The sequence below is a fragment of the Enterobacter sp. 50588862 genome (genome assembly GCF_001462935.1).
Classification (GTDB): domain Bacteria; phylum Pseudomonadota; class Gammaproteobacteria; order Enterobacterales; family Enterobacteriaceae; genus Enterobacter; species Enterobacter bugandensis.
This window is the reverse complement of record NZ_LNHM01000005.1, coordinates 41,592-56,905: the sequence shown is the minus strand read 5'-3', so window position 1 is coordinate 56,905 and position 15,314 is coordinate 41,592. Positions and strand designations below refer to the sequence as shown.

Annotated in this window: 13 protein-coding genes; 9 read left to right on the top strand and 4 right to left on the bottom strand. The window is 53.3% G+C overall.

Going from position 1 to position 15,314, the window contains the following annotated elements:
- Positions 1-75 precede the first annotated feature (75 nt).
- Positions 76-957: a LysR family transcriptional regulator gene (locus tag APT89_RS00285; protein WP_060571566.1), complete on the top strand. Its 882-nt coding sequence runs from the start codon at positions 76-78 to the stop codon at positions 955-957.
- Positions 958-989: 32 nt separating this feature from the next.
- Positions 990-1,784 carry an SDR family NAD(P)-dependent oxidoreductase gene (locus tag APT89_RS00280; protein WP_060571565.1) on the top strand — a complete coding sequence of 265 codons (795 nt, stop codon included), beginning with the start codon at positions 990-992 and terminating at the stop codon, positions 1,782-1,784.
- Positions 1,785-1,789: 5 nt separating this feature from the next.
- Here the strand turns inward: APT89_RS00280 and APT89_RS00275 are convergent, their stop codons facing one another.
- Positions 1,790-2,317: an NlpC/P60 family protein gene (locus APT89_RS00275; protein WP_028014725.1), complete on the bottom strand. Its 528-nt coding sequence runs from the start codon at positions 2,315-2,317 to the stop codon at positions 1,790-1,792.
- Positions 2,318-2,557: 240 nt separating this feature from the next.
- Between APT89_RS00275 and APT89_RS00270 the strand changes: the two genes are divergently transcribed.
- Positions 2,558-3,220 carry an HAD family hydrolase gene (locus APT89_RS00270; RefSeq protein ID WP_028014726.1) on the top strand — a complete coding sequence of 221 codons (663 nt, stop codon included), beginning with the start codon at positions 2,558-2,560 and terminating at the stop codon, positions 3,218-3,220.
- Positions 3,221-3,280: 60 nt separating this feature from the next.
- Here APT89_RS00270 and APT89_RS00265 read toward each other — a convergent pair whose 3' ends face one another.
- On the bottom strand, positions 3,281-4,306 hold the full coding sequence (locus APT89_RS00265; RefSeq protein WP_028014727.1) for a TerC/Alx family metal homeostasis membrane protein: 1,026 nt from the start codon (positions 4,304-4,306) through the stop codon (positions 3,281-3,283).
- A 576-nt stretch (positions 4,307-4,882) separates the two neighbouring features.
- On the opposite strand from APT89_RS00265, the gene APT89_RS00260 reads away from it, so the two are divergent.
- From APT89_RS00260 to APT89_RS00240, 5 genes are all read left to right on the top strand, one after another.
- A complete protein-coding gene (locus APT89_RS00260; protein ID WP_041911870.1) occupies positions 4,883-5,437 on the top strand; it encodes a fimbrial protein in 555 nt (184 codons plus the stop codon).
- A 55-nt stretch (positions 5,438-5,492) separates the two neighbouring features.
- Positions 5,493-6,176: a fimbrial biogenesis chaperone gene (locus tag APT89_RS00255; RefSeq protein ID WP_060571564.1), complete on the top strand. Its 684-nt coding sequence runs from the start codon at positions 5,493-5,495 to the stop codon at positions 6,174-6,176.
- Positions 6,177-6,213: 37 nt separating this feature from the next.
- Positions 6,214-8,721 (top strand): fimbria/pilus outer membrane usher protein, encoded by a 2,508-nt coding sequence (locus APT89_RS00250; protein WP_041911868.1) that lies wholly within the window; start codon positions 6,214-6,216, stop codon positions 8,719-8,721.
- An 11-nt stretch (positions 8,722-8,732) separates the two neighbouring features.
- Positions 8,733-9,776, top strand: coding sequence for a fimbrial protein (locus APT89_RS00245; RefSeq protein ID WP_041911867.1), 1,044 nt, complete (start codon positions 8,733-8,735; stop codon positions 9,774-9,776).
- Positions 9,777-9,883: 107 nt separating this feature from the next.
- The gene (locus APT89_RS00240; RefSeq protein ID WP_041911866.1) at positions 9,884-11,707 is read left to right on the top strand and encodes an integrin alpha; all 1,824 of its coding nucleotides are present in this window, start codon (positions 9,884-9,886) and stop codon (positions 11,705-11,707) included.
- Between the two features lie 53 nt (positions 11,708-11,760).
- Here the strand turns inward: APT89_RS00240 and APT89_RS00235 are convergent, their stop codons facing one another.
- Positions 11,761-12,957, bottom strand: coding sequence for an NAD(P)/FAD-dependent oxidoreductase (locus APT89_RS00235; RefSeq protein WP_041912099.1), 1,197 nt, complete (start codon positions 12,955-12,957; stop codon positions 11,761-11,763).
- A gap of 228 nt (positions 12,958-13,185) precedes the next feature.
- Between APT89_RS00235 and pitA the strand changes: the two genes are divergently transcribed.
- Positions 13,186-14,685, top strand: a complete 1,500-nt coding sequence (gene pitA / locus APT89_RS00230) for an inorganic phosphate transporter PitA (RefSeq protein WP_028014734.1) — start codon at positions 13,186-13,188, stop codon at positions 14,683-14,685.
- 53 nt (positions 14,686-14,738) lie between these two features.
- On the opposite strand, the gene uspB is transcribed toward pitA, so the two are convergent.
- Positions 14,739-15,074 carry a universal stress protein UspB gene (gene uspB, locus APT89_RS00225; RefSeq protein ID WP_003861224.1) on the bottom strand — a complete coding sequence of 112 codons (336 nt, stop codon included), beginning with the start codon at positions 15,072-15,074 and terminating at the stop codon, positions 14,739-14,741.
- Between the last annotated feature and the right edge of the window lie 240 nt (positions 15,075-15,314).

The following is a 15,314-nucleotide window of genomic DNA, read 5'->3' as shown; positions in this document are numbered from 1 at the left end:
GACGATCTTAAGCCTTCAAAAAATGAATGAATAACGCTATGTTTTAATCAAATCCATCCAAATTTTAGATAAATTATGCACAAGACGACGCTGGAACAGTGGGCCTTACTGGAAAAAGTGGTGGATGCGGGCAGCTTTGCCAAAGCTGCGGTAGAAACCCACCGCAGTCAGTCCTCGGTGAGCTATAACCTGTCGCTGCTGCAGGAGCGGCTGGGCGTGGCGCTGCTGGCGCCGGAGGGGCGCAGGGCGGTGTTGACCCCGGCCGGAGAACTGCTTCTCGGCCAGGTGAAACCGCTGCTGAAAGCGTTTTCGTATGTCGAGACGCGCGCGGCGACCCTTCGTAACGGGATGCGCACGCGGCTGGACCTGGTGGTGGACTCGATTTTCCCACGCCGCCGCCTGTTCGCCATTCTGCGTCAGTTCCAGCAGCAGTATCCGCAAACTCAGGTCCGCCTCACGGAGGTGCTGGAAAATACCCGCGCCGATGCCATGAACAACGAGGCCGATGTGATGGTTTTAACCCGCCGCCAGGACATTACCGGGCTCGGCGAATGGCTGATGAACATTGACTTTGTCGCCGTGGCGCATCACCGGCATCCCCTCTTTAGCCTCGACGCGCCGCTGAATGATGAGATGCTGCGCCCGTGGCCGCTAATCCAGATTGCGGACAGCCAGAACGCCGCGCGGGCTGCCGGCGAGTCGTGGACGTTCTCGACCATCGACGCTGCCATAGAGGCGGTCGTCTCGCAGGTCGGCTACGGCTGGCTGCCAGAGGAACGCATTCAGCCCCAGCTGGAGCAAGGCGTACTGAAACTCCTCCCGCTGAGCCACGGCGTTCGTCGGGCCACACCGCTGCATCTGATCGTGAAGCGCACCCTCGCCCCGCTGGATGAGCAGGTCGAAACCCTGCTGCGCCTTTTTAGCCAGGAGCCGTCATCATCACCTGCTACGCTTTAAGGTCCGAACGTTAAAACGATAAGGAGCTGATGATGAAAATCGACTTTGCGGGGAAAGTGGCCCTGGTCACCGCCTCAACCGGCGGGATCGGGTTTGCCATTGCCAGAGGCCTGGCAGAAAGCGGCGCGGAAGTGATCGTTAATGGCCGCAGCACCGACTCGGTGAACAAAGGTATTCAGCAGCTGCAGCAGGTTGTGCCTGGCGTGCAGGTGCGTGCCGCCATTGCCGATCTCAGCACCGCGGAAGGGGTTGAGTCGCTGCTGAAGGTCGCGAGCGACGTCGATATTCTGGTGAACAACGCCGGGATTTACGGCCCGCAGGATTTCTATGGCACCGACGATGAAACCTGGGAGCGCTACTGGCAGACCAACGTGATGTCCGGCGTGCGCCTCTCCCGCGCCCTGCTGCCGGGCATGGTGAAAAAAGGCTGGGGCCGCGTGGTATTTATCTCCTCCGAGTCAGCCTGCAATATCCCGGCAGACATGATCCACTACGGGGTGACCAAAACGGCACAGCTTTCGCTGGCGCGCGGGCTGGCGAAGTTCGTGGCGGGAAGCGGCGTGACGGTGAACAGCGTGCTGCCGGGCCCGACGATGTCCGACGGTTTCGCTGAAATGATGAAAGATGAAATCGAGAAAACCGGTAAATCGCTGGAGCAGCTGGCGAAAAAATTTGTCATGACCAACCGCCCCAGCTCGGTTATCCAGCGCGCCGCCACCGTTGAAGAGGTGGCTAATATGGTGATTTATGTCTGTTCGCCGCAGGCCTCCGCCACCTCGGGCGCGGCATTGCGCGTCGATGGTGGCGTGGTGGATGACATTATTTAATGTCGTCAGGCGGCGCTGCCCGCGACACGACGGGCGGTAATGTAACGATCCTGCCAGTAGTCATCAGTCAGGGTTGAGACCGTTACGCCCTGGCTGCTGGAGGCATGAATAAACTGGCTGTTACCGATATACACGCCAACGTGTCTGCGGTTCGGTCCCGTCTGGAAGAAGACCAAATCTCCCGCCTTCAGACGGTATTGCGCTACCTGTACACCGCGATGGATCTGCTCACTCGTCGTGCGCGGCAGATAAAGATGCGCCGCATCGCTGAACAGATGCTGCATAAGCGCGGAGCAATCCACTCCGCGGTGCGTGGTGCCGCCCCACTGATAGTGAGTCCCTTTCCATTTCTGGTATTGATCCAGTATCCGGGAGCGGAGTGGGCCTGTCTCCTGGTGAAGCAGGGCCGACTTCACCGGCGATTCCGCAAATGTGCTATCGGCGGAGATCATCGATGCGGGCAACTGAAAACTCAGTGCGGAAAACGAAGCAAAACTTAACGTGAGGATTGAAATAAGCGATCTGAATGTCATATCTAAACAGGAGCTAAGAGTGAATTTTTCCTTACCTGTGGAGGCCAACGTTCCCCCGAAATATCTTTCGATGTGGCGATAATATAGACTACTCACTTTTTCACCAATCATTATTGAGGCCAAAATTGGACTCACTTTCAGATCGCAAGATTGAGAAAAAAAAGGGTGGTGATGTAAGGACTGTTCAGATAAAGCAGGTAAACTGATCGACAGAATGTGTAATTCAGCTAAGACGTATTTATGACCAATATGATTGCCGACGAGACGGTGGCGAAATCCAGCGTGCTCTCTGTCTTTGACTTTGACGGGACGCTCACGCACCACGACAGCTTTATCCCTTTCCTGCGTTTTGCCTTTGGGAAACGCTACTTTGCGGGTCGTCTGGTGCGCATGGCGCTGCCCACGCTCCACTGCGTGCGCCGCAAGCTGACGCGTGATGAGCTGAAGGAAGTGCTGATTAAAACGTTCCTGACAGGCGTGGACGAACACTGGCTACGCCAGCAGGCGGAAGCCTTTTGCGAAAAATACTGGAACAAGCTGATGCGCCCCGAAGGGGTTCTGGCGGTGGCGGCTGAGGTGAATTCCGGCGCGGAAGTGACGATCTGCTCTGCGTCGCCGGCGCTGGTGCTCCAGCCGTGGGCGGACAGGCTCGGCATTAAGCTGATTGGCACGCAGCTGGAAGTGAAGGACGGCAAGCTGACGGGACGCATTACGGGCAATAACTGCCGCTGCGCCCAGAAAGTGGCGAGGCTGGAGAAGGTGTATGGCGATCTGAACGACTATCATCTGCGAGCCTGGGGCGACACCCGCGGCGACCACGAACTGCTGGCCGCGGCGCAGGATCCTCACTGGCGGCACTTCCATCACCCACGCAAGCGCCGGAATTCACCGATTAAGGGTTAGGTGCGGTCTGTTGCCCTCACCCCAGCCCTCTCCCACAGGGAGAGGGAGAAAAGCGGTGCATCAGGCCTCACGTTTCCCCGGGAACATCACGCTCGCAATAATCCCCAGCGCCAGCACACCCAATACCACAAACAGGCTGGCCGTCGCGCCAATGCTGTAACCGTGGTGCCAGAAGTGATCGGTCGCATTCAGACCCAGCTTGAACGCCACGAAGAACAGCAGCAGCACCACCGCTTTCTCCAGGTGCACCAGATACTGCTTGAGCGCTTCCAGCACAAAGTAGAGGGTACGCAGGCCGAGAATGGCGAACATCATGGCGCTGTAGATAATCAGCGGCTCGCGGCTTACCGCAATAATCGCCGGTACGGAGTCAAACGCGAACATCACGTCAGAGAGTTCTACCACCGCCACGCAGAGCAGCAGCGGCGTTGCATAGCGCTTCGCCTTCTTCACGCGGCCAACCGTTACGTCCTGGTTTTCCGGCTTTTCAAGCTCCGCATCCACCTCTTTCTGCGTCAGGATAAACGCGTTGCTGCTGATTTTGGGCCAGACGGGATAGAAGCGTTTCACCAGGCGATAGGCAAGGTGACCCGAGTAATCTTCCACTTCGTCACTCTCTTCATTGCGCTTGAGCATCATCACCGCCGTCCAGCCGACGACCAGCGCAAAAATAACCTCCACGTACGGCCCCAGGCTCAGCAGGCTGGTGCCGATCGCCACGAAAATACCGCGGAAGACAATCGCCCCAAGCACGCCCCAGTAGAGCACACGGTGACGGTACTTATCCGGCACGCCGAACCAGGCAAAGATCGCCATCATCACGAACAGGTTATCGATGGAGAGCACCTCTTCCAGCGCGTAACCGGTGAGGAACAGGCTCGCCATCTCGGCGCCGTGGTGGATGTACAGAAAACCGGCGAAGGCCATCGCCATCGAGAACCAGAAAACGGACCACATGGCCGCACTTTTCAGCGAAACAGGTTTATCGTGACGGTGCATGAAGAGGTCGATAAACATCGCCCCAACGGCCATCACCACAAAGACAACAACGGTTTCAGTAGGGAAACCGAGATGAGCAGAAGCCATGAATCTATCCTTAACCTTCATCTGCGCGCTGGCAGAGGCAACGTTTGCAACAAAAAAAAGAAAACGCCCGTATCACCGGGCAAGAGAATAATAATAACACTTCTTGACGCCAGCCCGGCAATGTAAATGTGATGTTAAAAGCGCCAGGATTCCCCTTACATCTTCCGGGAAGGCAACGTGTTCTTCCGGAGATTATTCTTTCATTATTATGAAAGTTTTATTATCTGAGCTGAACCTGACATACGGCAAGTAGTAAATAAGCCGTAAAATTCTCACACTGAATTGCTGATAAAACCCTGATAAAAACAACATAACTCATTGATTTTAAAACAACCAAAGACAAATCATGATGTTCTCACTTTATTTTTTTTAAACGCTTGTTAACCTGACCCAGAAAAATATTCAGACTTCTTGTGATGGAAGTTTTTCACATGGACTGGTAAGCGATGATGAATATCCACCTTAATGTTTCATATTAGCGGAATATCCACATCCCGTGACCACAACAACGCTTTCGAGTGACTAACCCGAAATAATACTGTTCTACCTTTTACACACTGAGGAATATTTTAAAAAATGAATAAATCCGTTATTACCATGGGATTTTTATTGGCTGCAATTGCCAGTCCTTCCAGCCATGCAGCGCCAGGTAAAGGCGCAGGGACCATTGAATTCACGGGTATGATTACCGCGAGCACCTGTGATGTCGATATTAACGGTCAGGGGGGGAACCCAACGATCGATATGGGTACCATCTCGTCTTCAGCATTTAAAGAAAAAGGTGACGTTGCGGGTATTCACCGTATCCAGATAGAACTGTCTAACTGCGATACCGCCGTCCTTAAATCAGCCGGAGCACGATTTGGCGGTGCCTATGATGCTAATGATAATAATCTGCTCGCGCTTAAAACCGATGGCGACGCTGCAACGGGTTTGGGTATTGAATTCCTGAATGAAGATGGAACATCGTTAAAACTGGGCGACAACCCGAATAAATTTGTTCCTATTACCGGTGATGGCACCACGGGGGCAGCCACCCTGCTGTATTCAGCCCGTTATAAAGCATCCCTGGATGCTGTGACCGCCGGTAAGGCAGATGCGGTTGCGGATTACACCATTATCTATAAATAAATCATTCAACTCAGTTCCGGGCAATGAATAACAGCCCGGAACGCAAGGACGTTTTATGTTAAGGAAACGCTATCTGACGCTGCTGGCTCTGCTCTTTGGCTCTTGTATGTCACACGCCAGTGTGACCTTATCCAATACGCGAGTGGTATATCATGCGGACAAGAAAGAGAGCAATATTACAGTCAGAAATAATACTGCCAGCCCGTTCCTGGTACAGAGCTGGGTACAGGGCAAAGATTCACAGGGCACCAAAGCCCCGTTTATTGTGACGCCACCGCTTTTTCGCATGGATGCAGGTAAGACCAACGCGCTACGTATTATCTATAACGGCGCGCCTTTACCGCAGGATCGCGAGTCGCTTTTCTGGATCAACGTAAAATCGATCCCCTCCTCTTCCAGAGAGGATATTAATAAACTGCAGATAGCGGTAAATACCCGGATCAAATTATTTTATCGTCCGTCAAATTTAATGGATGAACCCACGGATATTAGTAAGAATGTGCAATGGTCTGTTAAAAATAACGAACTCATTGTACGCAACAACTCGTCTTATTACATTTCCTTTGCGGAGGTGAAGATCAATAACAAAGCATGGTCAGAGATTGACATGCTCGCGCCTAAAAGCAGCACAACATTCACGCTCAGGAACACGCCTTTGAAAAACAATGCCACCGTGCAATGGAAATATATCAATGATTATGGCGGCAACAGCCAGTTAATCACACAAAAAATAGAATAACGATTTTAAAACAATAACCTCACAGGGGTATTTTTTCATGACTATATTTTGGGGCATTCGTCCAGCGCTTTGCTTTGCCTGGATATTACCCAGCGCATTATACGCCAGTGATTACTTCGACCCGGCCTTTCTGGAAACGGGTGGCGCGCCGCGTACCGCCGTCGATCTTTCTCTCTTTGAGAACAAAGAGAGCCAGACACCCGGCGTTTATCGTGTTGACCTGTTTATTAACAATAAAATGTTCGACACGCGCGATATCACGTTTCGACTCGAAGAGAACGCGCAGCATAAAAATATCCTCGCACCGTGCCTCAGCGAGGAGACGCTCCAGTCGTTTGGTGTTAAAACGGCGGCATTCCCGTTGCTCCGGGACGATACCCAGGGCTGCGCGAATCTGTCGGCGATCCCTCTCGCAAGCAGCGAATTTGACTTCAGCGAGCAGGCGTTAAGGCTCAGCATTCCCCAGGCGGCCCTGGACAGCCACGCTCACGGCTACATCGATCCTGCGCGTCGGGAACAGGGTATTCCGGGCCTGATGCTCAGCTACAACTACAGCGGCGCCACGTGGACCTCGCACAACGGGACGGGAACCGATAGCCAGTACCTCAGCCTGCGTCCGGGACTGAACGTTGGACCCTGGCGTTTACGCAATTTCTCGACCTGGAGTAACAGCCAGGGGCAAGCTGGGCGCTGGGAATCGGTATATACCTATCTGCAGCGTGATATCAGCGCCCTGAATAGCCAGCTGATTGTCGGGGATAACAGTTCTACCGCAGAAGTCTTTGATAGCACCCCGTTTCGCGGCGTTCAGCTTTACTCGGATGAACAGATGCTTCCGGGCAGCCTGCGAGGCTACGCGCCGGTGATCCGCGGTATTGCTCGTACTAATGCCCAGATCACTATTTTTCAGAACGGCTACAGCATTTATCAAAGCTATGTCCCGCCCGGCGAATTTGTCATCAACGATCTTTACCTCGGCAGCAGCGGCGAGCTGAAAGTTGTGGTGAAAGAGGCGGATGGCAGCGAACAAGTCTCTTTAGTGCCTTATGCGTCGTTAGCGGTTATGCAGCGGGAGGGGCAATACAAATATGAAGTCATTAGCGGCAGCTATCGTTCCAGCAGCAGCGATGCTGAGAATGCCCTGTTTTCACAAGGGAGCCTGATTTACGGTCTGCCGTGGGAAACCTCGATATACGGAGGCATGCAGGCTGCCAGTCAATATCAGTCCCTGCTTTTTGGCATGGGTAAAAACATGGGCGATTTTGGCGCACTGTCATTTGATATTACCCAGGCCTGGGCCACCACTAAACAGGCAGAGAAAAACCGGGGACAGTCGCTACGCCTGCGCTATAACAAAAATTTGCTGTCTACCGGCACTAACGTTGCGATTGCGGGCTATCGCTACTCGACGTCCGATTTCTACACGCTCGGTGAAACCCTGAGCAGCTATCACTCGCAACCCTCGCGCCTGGATCGACGCCGTAGCCGTACAGAACTGACGCTAAACCAAAACCTGGGAGAAAACCTCGGCTATCTCTCCGCCATGCTGGTCAGCGAGGACTACCACACGAGCCAAAAACGCACGACCTCCGCCACGCTGGGCTATGGCAACAGCTGGAACGGGATCAGCTATAGCCTGAATTACAACCACTATCTGAACGTGACAAAAGAGGATAACCAGCGTCTCTATAACCAGGACAATCTGTTCAGCCTGAGCGTGAGCGTCCCTCTGGACAAATGGCTCCGCTCCACACGTGCCGGTTACACCTTCTCTGCGGCGGAAAAACGCTCGCCAGGCCACAGTGTTTCCCTGAGCGGCAGCGCCCTTGAGGACAATAACCTGAACTGGAGCGTACAGCAGAATATCAACCCAGGGAGCCAGGCAAACAGCAGCGATGCCTCGCTAAGCTATAACGGACGCTATGCGCAGGTTGGCGCCGGGTATGGCTATAGTCGGGACGCGCAGCGGCTGAATTACAGCCTGCGCGGGGGCGTGCTGGTTCATCCTCATGGCGTCACGCTGGCGCAGTCGCTGGGTGAAACGGTCGCTCTGGTTGAAGCGCCGGATGCCGCAGGTGTCAGCGTCCGTAACCACACTGGCGTGCGCACCGACCCCTGGGGCTATGCGGTGGTGCCTTACCTGACACCTTATCAGGAGAGCAATATCCAGCTGCGTCCCGATACATTACCTGACGATGTCGAGCTGGAAAGTAACAGCCATAAAGTCGTTCCCACCCGGGGGGCTATCGTTCGGGCACGTTTCACCACGGCGGTGGGTAAACGCCTGATGATGACGCTGAAAGATGCGCAGGGCAAACCCGTTCCGTTCGGTGCCATTGTTTCTCAGAATACCACCACAAGCATTGTGGGTGATGAAGGCAGCGTATTCCTCACCGGGATGGCAGAAAAAGGGACGTTAGACGTGAGCTGGGGTAAGAAACCCGATCAGCGTTGCCAGGTTCACTATCAGCTTTCTGGCCAGGAACCCACGATTAGCGGAATTGTGCAGTTAACGCAGACCTGCAAATCATCCGTTAATAAATAAAGGAATTAAAAATGAAAAAATTAACGTTACTCGCATGCCTGGCAGCAGGGGGATTGATGGGCGCGCCAGCTTATGCTGATGTTGTAGGAAGCTGCTGGCCGACATCAACCGTATCTGGCCAGGCGCACAAGTTTGATATTATCGAAAACCTTACTGCTGACGACGTACCCGGCACAACCCAATCCACGTGGAATAATAAAGGTAATTTTAATGGTATCTGCCTCTGTCAGGACTCCAGCGTGCCAGAAAGTATCTTATTTCGATTTACCAGTGCGAAACTGGGTACAGGAGGCGGCAAACGTAACGCAGACTTTATCTATTATCCTCTGGATGCGGAAAAAGGTATTAATATCGGTATAAATGTCGTTCTTGGTGGCGAGGATGAATTGCGGTATATCCCGGTTGATTTGAGTAATACCGCCGGTGTTGATAATGGACGTCCTGCGACAAATAACTGTGATGATAAAAACGACCATACTCTGTTCGCAACCGGCTCCAGCGGGACTGTCTCTCTGGAATTAACTAAACCGCTTCCTTCAGGCCGCATTGATATTCCTATGCAGGAATTAGTGACCATTTTTGCTAAAAAACAGACGGGGAGTTATGACACCTCCAGACCTTTTGTCACACTTAATTTCCAACTGTCAATTGATATTCCACCACAATGCATGATTAATGACGGGCAAACCATCAAGGTTCCGTTTGGCAGTATTACCGCGAATGAATTTAAGCCCGAGGCCACCAGTAAGCAAAAAAACGTGGATATTCGTGTGACTTGCAAAAACCCTGAAGATGAAAGCAAGGTGAGTATTAAGTTCCGCGCGTCCGATTTTAATGGCTCTGGTTTTATCAAGACCCATAATGATGAAGGTGAGCGCAATGATTTAGGGATAAAACTTGAACACAACGGGAATAAAATTGATGGCAGCAGTTCGGCCGTACCAACGCAGGAGGGGAATGTCACTATTATAGCAACACCTGTCCAACAAGGAGAAAAGTCTCCACAACCGGGAAAATTTGAAGCCACATCCACGCTGGATTTCGAGTTTAAATAAAGAAAAAACTTAATACAGCGTAGAAACCTCTTATTTCCCGGCAGCACATAGCGCTATACAAATGAGTTGCCGGGTATGAAAAATGGATTTGTATAAGGATATATACTATGAAACTCAAAACGAAAACGCGTGTAGCGCTTTGCGTTGCAGCTTTATCAGGTACTGGCATCACGGCATCACAGGTTATCGCCAGCGATATCGAGCCTTATTCTGTCCCTGTATCTATTAAGGGTGAAAAACAAAAAGACTATTTCGGTATGACGATGACCACGATCGGTAAGTTTTCCGATAAGGACAATGGTTCGCATATCGCGGGTGAAGATATTGTCATTACGGCTCCCTGGGGGGATGGCGCAAAAGGGATCGCGTACGTCATTTTCGGGACTTCCGGTGGGAAACCCATGCAGCAAGTCAATAACGTAGGTGAATTCGATCCGCAAAACGCGCTTAAAATTATCCACAGCAATAAAGCGAATAAGCCTGGCTCAGTGACGACAAAATGGATGGGCGTCGCGGTACGTAAAATAGGTGATATTAACGGCGATGGATATGATGATTTAGTCATCGCCTCCCACTGGCATGATCAGGTCTATATTATCTGGGGCGGACCGCATCACCGTACCGGCGCGCGTCTTTCTAATCAGATTGACCTCAATGATATCGACAACGGCGACGCTCGCCTGGGTATTCGCATCCGTACGGTGAATTCTTCAGGCAATGCGAATACCGGCGGCTGGTTTGGCGCCGCGGTAGGCCCAATTAAGTATAAAAATTCTGCAGTGGCTAACAAGATGGTCGATCTTGCTATCGGCGATATCGAAGGCACGGGCGGACGCGGCGGCGCCGTCATTATCTACGGCGCTCAAAAGCCAGGCGATCAGTGGCAGAACATTGATATTAAGCGCAACAACCTGGGCGACTGGGAGATCCCTGCCGCGACCGGCGCCTATATTCGTCCGCAGATGACCGCCACCAACGGTCCGGATAAACCCCTTAACTACAACCTTGGGCAGCAGATCAGCGATGTCGGGGATATTAACGGCGACGGCTTCAGTGATTACCTGATCGTCGACCCGGAATCGGTCAATGAAGGCCGTAAATCAGAGAACAGCGGCACTGATGGACGCGGCACGGCCTATCTCGTCTACGGCAGCAGCTTCAACCAGGGGAATCTCGACATCGCCTCGCTAAACTCGACGCAGGCAACCCGCATTCACGGTATGGGGGCGGCTTTCCTGGGTGGTCAGTCCGGCGGAGGTGAAGGAAGTAACGATCATAGCGCCTATACGCAGGATAAGCCCAATAACGGCACCATTACGCCATTAGGTAACTTCCTGAATGCTCACGCTAACGCTTTTGCGATTAGCGCCCCTGCCGACATGGGTATTGATAAAAAACGTTCCGGGCTGGTCTGGATTATTAAAGGTAAGGCCGACGGCAGTAAGCTGCCATCGTCTCTGTTCCTCGATGCGGCGCACACCCGACTGAACTACAACAAAACATTTAGCGTACATGATGGCTATGCTATTTACGCCGACAGGCCTGGCAGCAAGCTGGCAGGGTTCGGGAACAGCATTCTCGGTAATGTGGACTTGAACGGCGACGGTAAAAAAGACCTGGTGATCGGCGATCCGAATGCGGTGAACGGCAGCGGCACGCAGGTGGGCGCCGTGTACGTCATCAACGGCGGTAAAAGCCTGGATGACTACGCTGACGATGAAGAAGGCATGATCAATATTAATACGCTGGTGAGAGAAGGCGTTGCGAAAGTCTACTGGGGTAAAAATCAGTATGAAAAATTCGGCGCCTCCATTGCGGCCGGGAGCTTCAATGGCTTCACTCAGGACAGTCTCGCCATTGGTTCTTACCGTGATAACACCTGGACGGGCAAGGTCACCTTCCGCATTGCGGATTACGCCATACCGGATTAATGCTTACATCATCTGAATGGGCATCACCGCCGGGGAGGAGACTCCCCGGCAATTTATTGCGCACCTTGCAGCGCCTGCGCGCACGCCCAGGCGCTCGACCACGCCCACTGGAAATTATATCCGCCGAGCCAGCCGGTTACGTCCATTACTTCGCCAATAAAGTAGAGCCCCGGCACGTTGCGCGCTTCCATCGTGCGTGAAGAAAGCTCATTCGTATCAACGCCGCCCAGCGTCACTTCCGCCGTGCGATACCCCTCGGTGCCGTTTGGCTGAACGCGCCAGTTCGTTAGCGTATCCACCAACGTCTCCTGCTCGCGGCTGTTAAGCTGCTTGAGCGACACATCCGGGATTTGCCCCAGCCCCTGCAAACACTCCACCAGACGCTTCGGCAGCTGCATCGCCAGGGTATTTTTCAGGCTCTGATTCGGGTGCGCGGTACGCTGTTCGTTGAGGAACGCGTTCAGATCGCTGTCCGGCAGCAGATTCACCGAGACAAATTCCCCCGGCTGCCAGTAGCTGGAGATTTGCAGGACCGCCGGGCCGGAGAGACCGCGGTGGGTAAAGAGCAGGTTTTCGCGGAATACCGTCCCGTCTTCGGCAGTAATAACGGAGGGAACAGAGACGCCGGACAGCGTCTGAAGCTGCTCCAGCAGCGGCTTATGCAGCGTGAACGGCACCAGCCCGGCGCGGGTTGGCAGCACCTTCAGGCCAAACTGCTCGGCAATCTTGTAGCCGAACGGTGACGCGCCCAGCCCCGGCATCGACAGACCGCCGCTGGCGATCACCAGATTATCGGCGCTGACGGTTTCACCGTTCAGCAGCAGCGTGTAGCCCTGCTCGTCGCGGGCCACCTCCAGCACTTCAGTGCGCAGGCGCATGACCACGCCGCCCTTCTCGCACTCGGCCACCAGCATATCGACAATCTGCTGCGCGGAGTCGTCGCAGAAGAGTTGCCCGAGCGTCTTTTCATGCCACGCGATGCCATGCTTACCCACCAAGTCGATAAAGTCCCACTGGGTGTAACGCGCCAGCGCAGATTTACAAAAATGGCGGTTCTGGCTCAAATAGGCCGCGGGTTCGACATAAAGATTGGTGAAGTTGCAGCGCCCGCCGCCTGACATCAGGATCTTGCGGCCAGGCTTTTTCCCGTTGTCCAGCAACAGCACGCGACGACCCGCCTGTCCGGCCATCGCCGCACAAAACATACCCGCCGCACCGGCGCCAATAACCACGGCATCAAACCTTTCCACGTCAAAACCCTCTTCGTTAACTGCCGCGGATTGTAAAGTTTCCTCTGTGGTCACACCAGCGTAAAAAGATATTACAAAGCCATTCCATTGAAATTTAACGATTATCCTTTCAGGCACTTTTCCCAAATCAGGTGGTATGTCAAAAAAAGTCTATATTTCACTTTGCCCGTTGCGCATTTGTCCTGGATAATGCGCCGCGTTCATGTCCTCAAAATGGCGTAACGTCCTATGCTACATTTGTTTGCCGGCCTGGATTTACATACCGGGCTTTTACTATTGCTTGCTCTGGTTTTTGTACTGTTTTACGAAGCGATCAACGGCTTCCACGACACTGCAAACGCAGTAGCAACGGTTATCTACACTCGCGCAATGCGATCGCAGCTTGCGGTTGTTATGGCGGCGGTATTTAACTTTTTTGGTGTCCTCCTGGGCGGACTGAGCGTTGCGTATGCGATTGTGCATATGCTGCCAACGGATCTGCTGCTTAACGTGAGTTCCGGTCATGGCCTCGCCATGGTGTTCTCAATGCTGCTTGCTGCCATTATCTGGAACCTCGGTACCTGGTATTTTGGCCTGCCTGCATCCAGCTCTCACACTCTCATCGGTGCGATTATCGGTATCGGGTTAACCAACGCCCTGATGACCGGGACATCGGTTGTTGATGCGCTGAATCTGCCTAAAGTACTGGGCATTTTCGCTTCTCTCATCGTCTCCCCTATCGTGGGTCTGGTGGTTGCGGGTGGATTGATTTTCATCCTGCGTCGCTACTGGAGCAACACGAAGAAACGTGCGCGTATCCACCTGACGCCAGCAGAGCGTGAGAAGAAAGACGGCAAGAAAAAGCCGCCATTCTGGACGCGTATCGCCCTGATCATTTCCGCTATCGGCGTGGCCTTCTCTCATGGCGCGAACGACGGGCAGAAAGGCATTGGTCTGGTGATGCTGGTTCTGATCGGTGTCGCACCGGCGGGCTTCGTGGTGAATATGAACGCCTCGGGTTACGAAATCACCCGTACCCGTGATGCGGTCAACAACGTTGAAACCTATTTCCAGCAGCACCCTGAGCTGTTGAAAAAAGCGACCGGCGTTGACCAGCTGATCCCTTCTCCGGAAGCCGGTGCCACCACCGCGCCTGGCGAATTCCATTGCCATCCGGCTAACGCGATTAACGCGCTGGAACGTGCCAAAGGTATGCTGGGCAACATCGAAAGCTACGATAAACTGGCCGTTGAACAGCGTGGTCAGCTGCGTCGTATCATGCTCTGTATCTCCGACGTGACCGATAAAGTTGCGAAGCTGCCAGAGGTGAATGGTGACGACAAGCGTCTGCTGAAGAAACTGAAAAGCGATATGCTCAATACCATTGAGTACGCGCCAATCTGGATCATCATGGCCGTCGCGCTGGCGCTGGGTATCGGTACGATGATTGGCTGGCGTCGTGTGGCGACCACCATCGGCGAGAAGATCGGTAAGAAAGGCATGACCTATGCGCAGGGTATGTCCGCGCAGATGACGGCGGCAGTGTCTATCGGTCTGGCGAGCTACACCGGTATGCCGGTATCCACCACCCACGTACTCTCCTCGTCCGTGGCAGGTACCATGATTGTTGACGGCGGCGGTCTGCAGCGCAAAACCGTGACCAACATTCTGATGGCCTGGGTGTTTACCCTTCCGGCTTCTATCCTGCTGTCAGGCGGGTTGTACTGGATTTCGCTGAAGCTGATTTGATTGGCTGAAGGCGACAAAAAGCGGGTCAGGAAACTGACCCGCTTTTTTTATGCTCAGTGCCAAATCATCAACGCAATCATACTGACCACGACCAGCCCACACAGGGCGCTGGTCAAAATGAACTGACGACGCAGACGCTCGCAGCGACGGATAAACTCTTCATCGTGATGATCGCGGTAGCGCTGGTAGTAGATATACCCCACCAGACGCATCTGCTTGCTGGGCTGTCCATGCGAGGTGAAGAACCCTCCACCGTCCACATACTGATACAGCAACGGATCGCAACCACGAAGTACCACTAACAGCGCACGTAACGATGAGAAGTAGCGCGCCATATTCACTATGCAAACTACGCATAACGCCCAAAACAATGCGACGGTGCTAATCATACATCCTCCCCGGCGTCCGCCCACGAAGCAAGGCTCCTGAGCTACCGCACCCCAATGCCCTGACAGACAGTTCAGTGAAAGAATGACTAAAAGTCGATCCGGTTCGCGTTTTAATATCCGAACGGCTCATTAAATAGTGTAGGAGATCCGTTAATTTTTTTGCCACAAGGTTAATCGTTATCAACACCAAAGCTTGAAAAATATGTTTAACTGGGCCGTAATGAAAGCATCAGACGACGG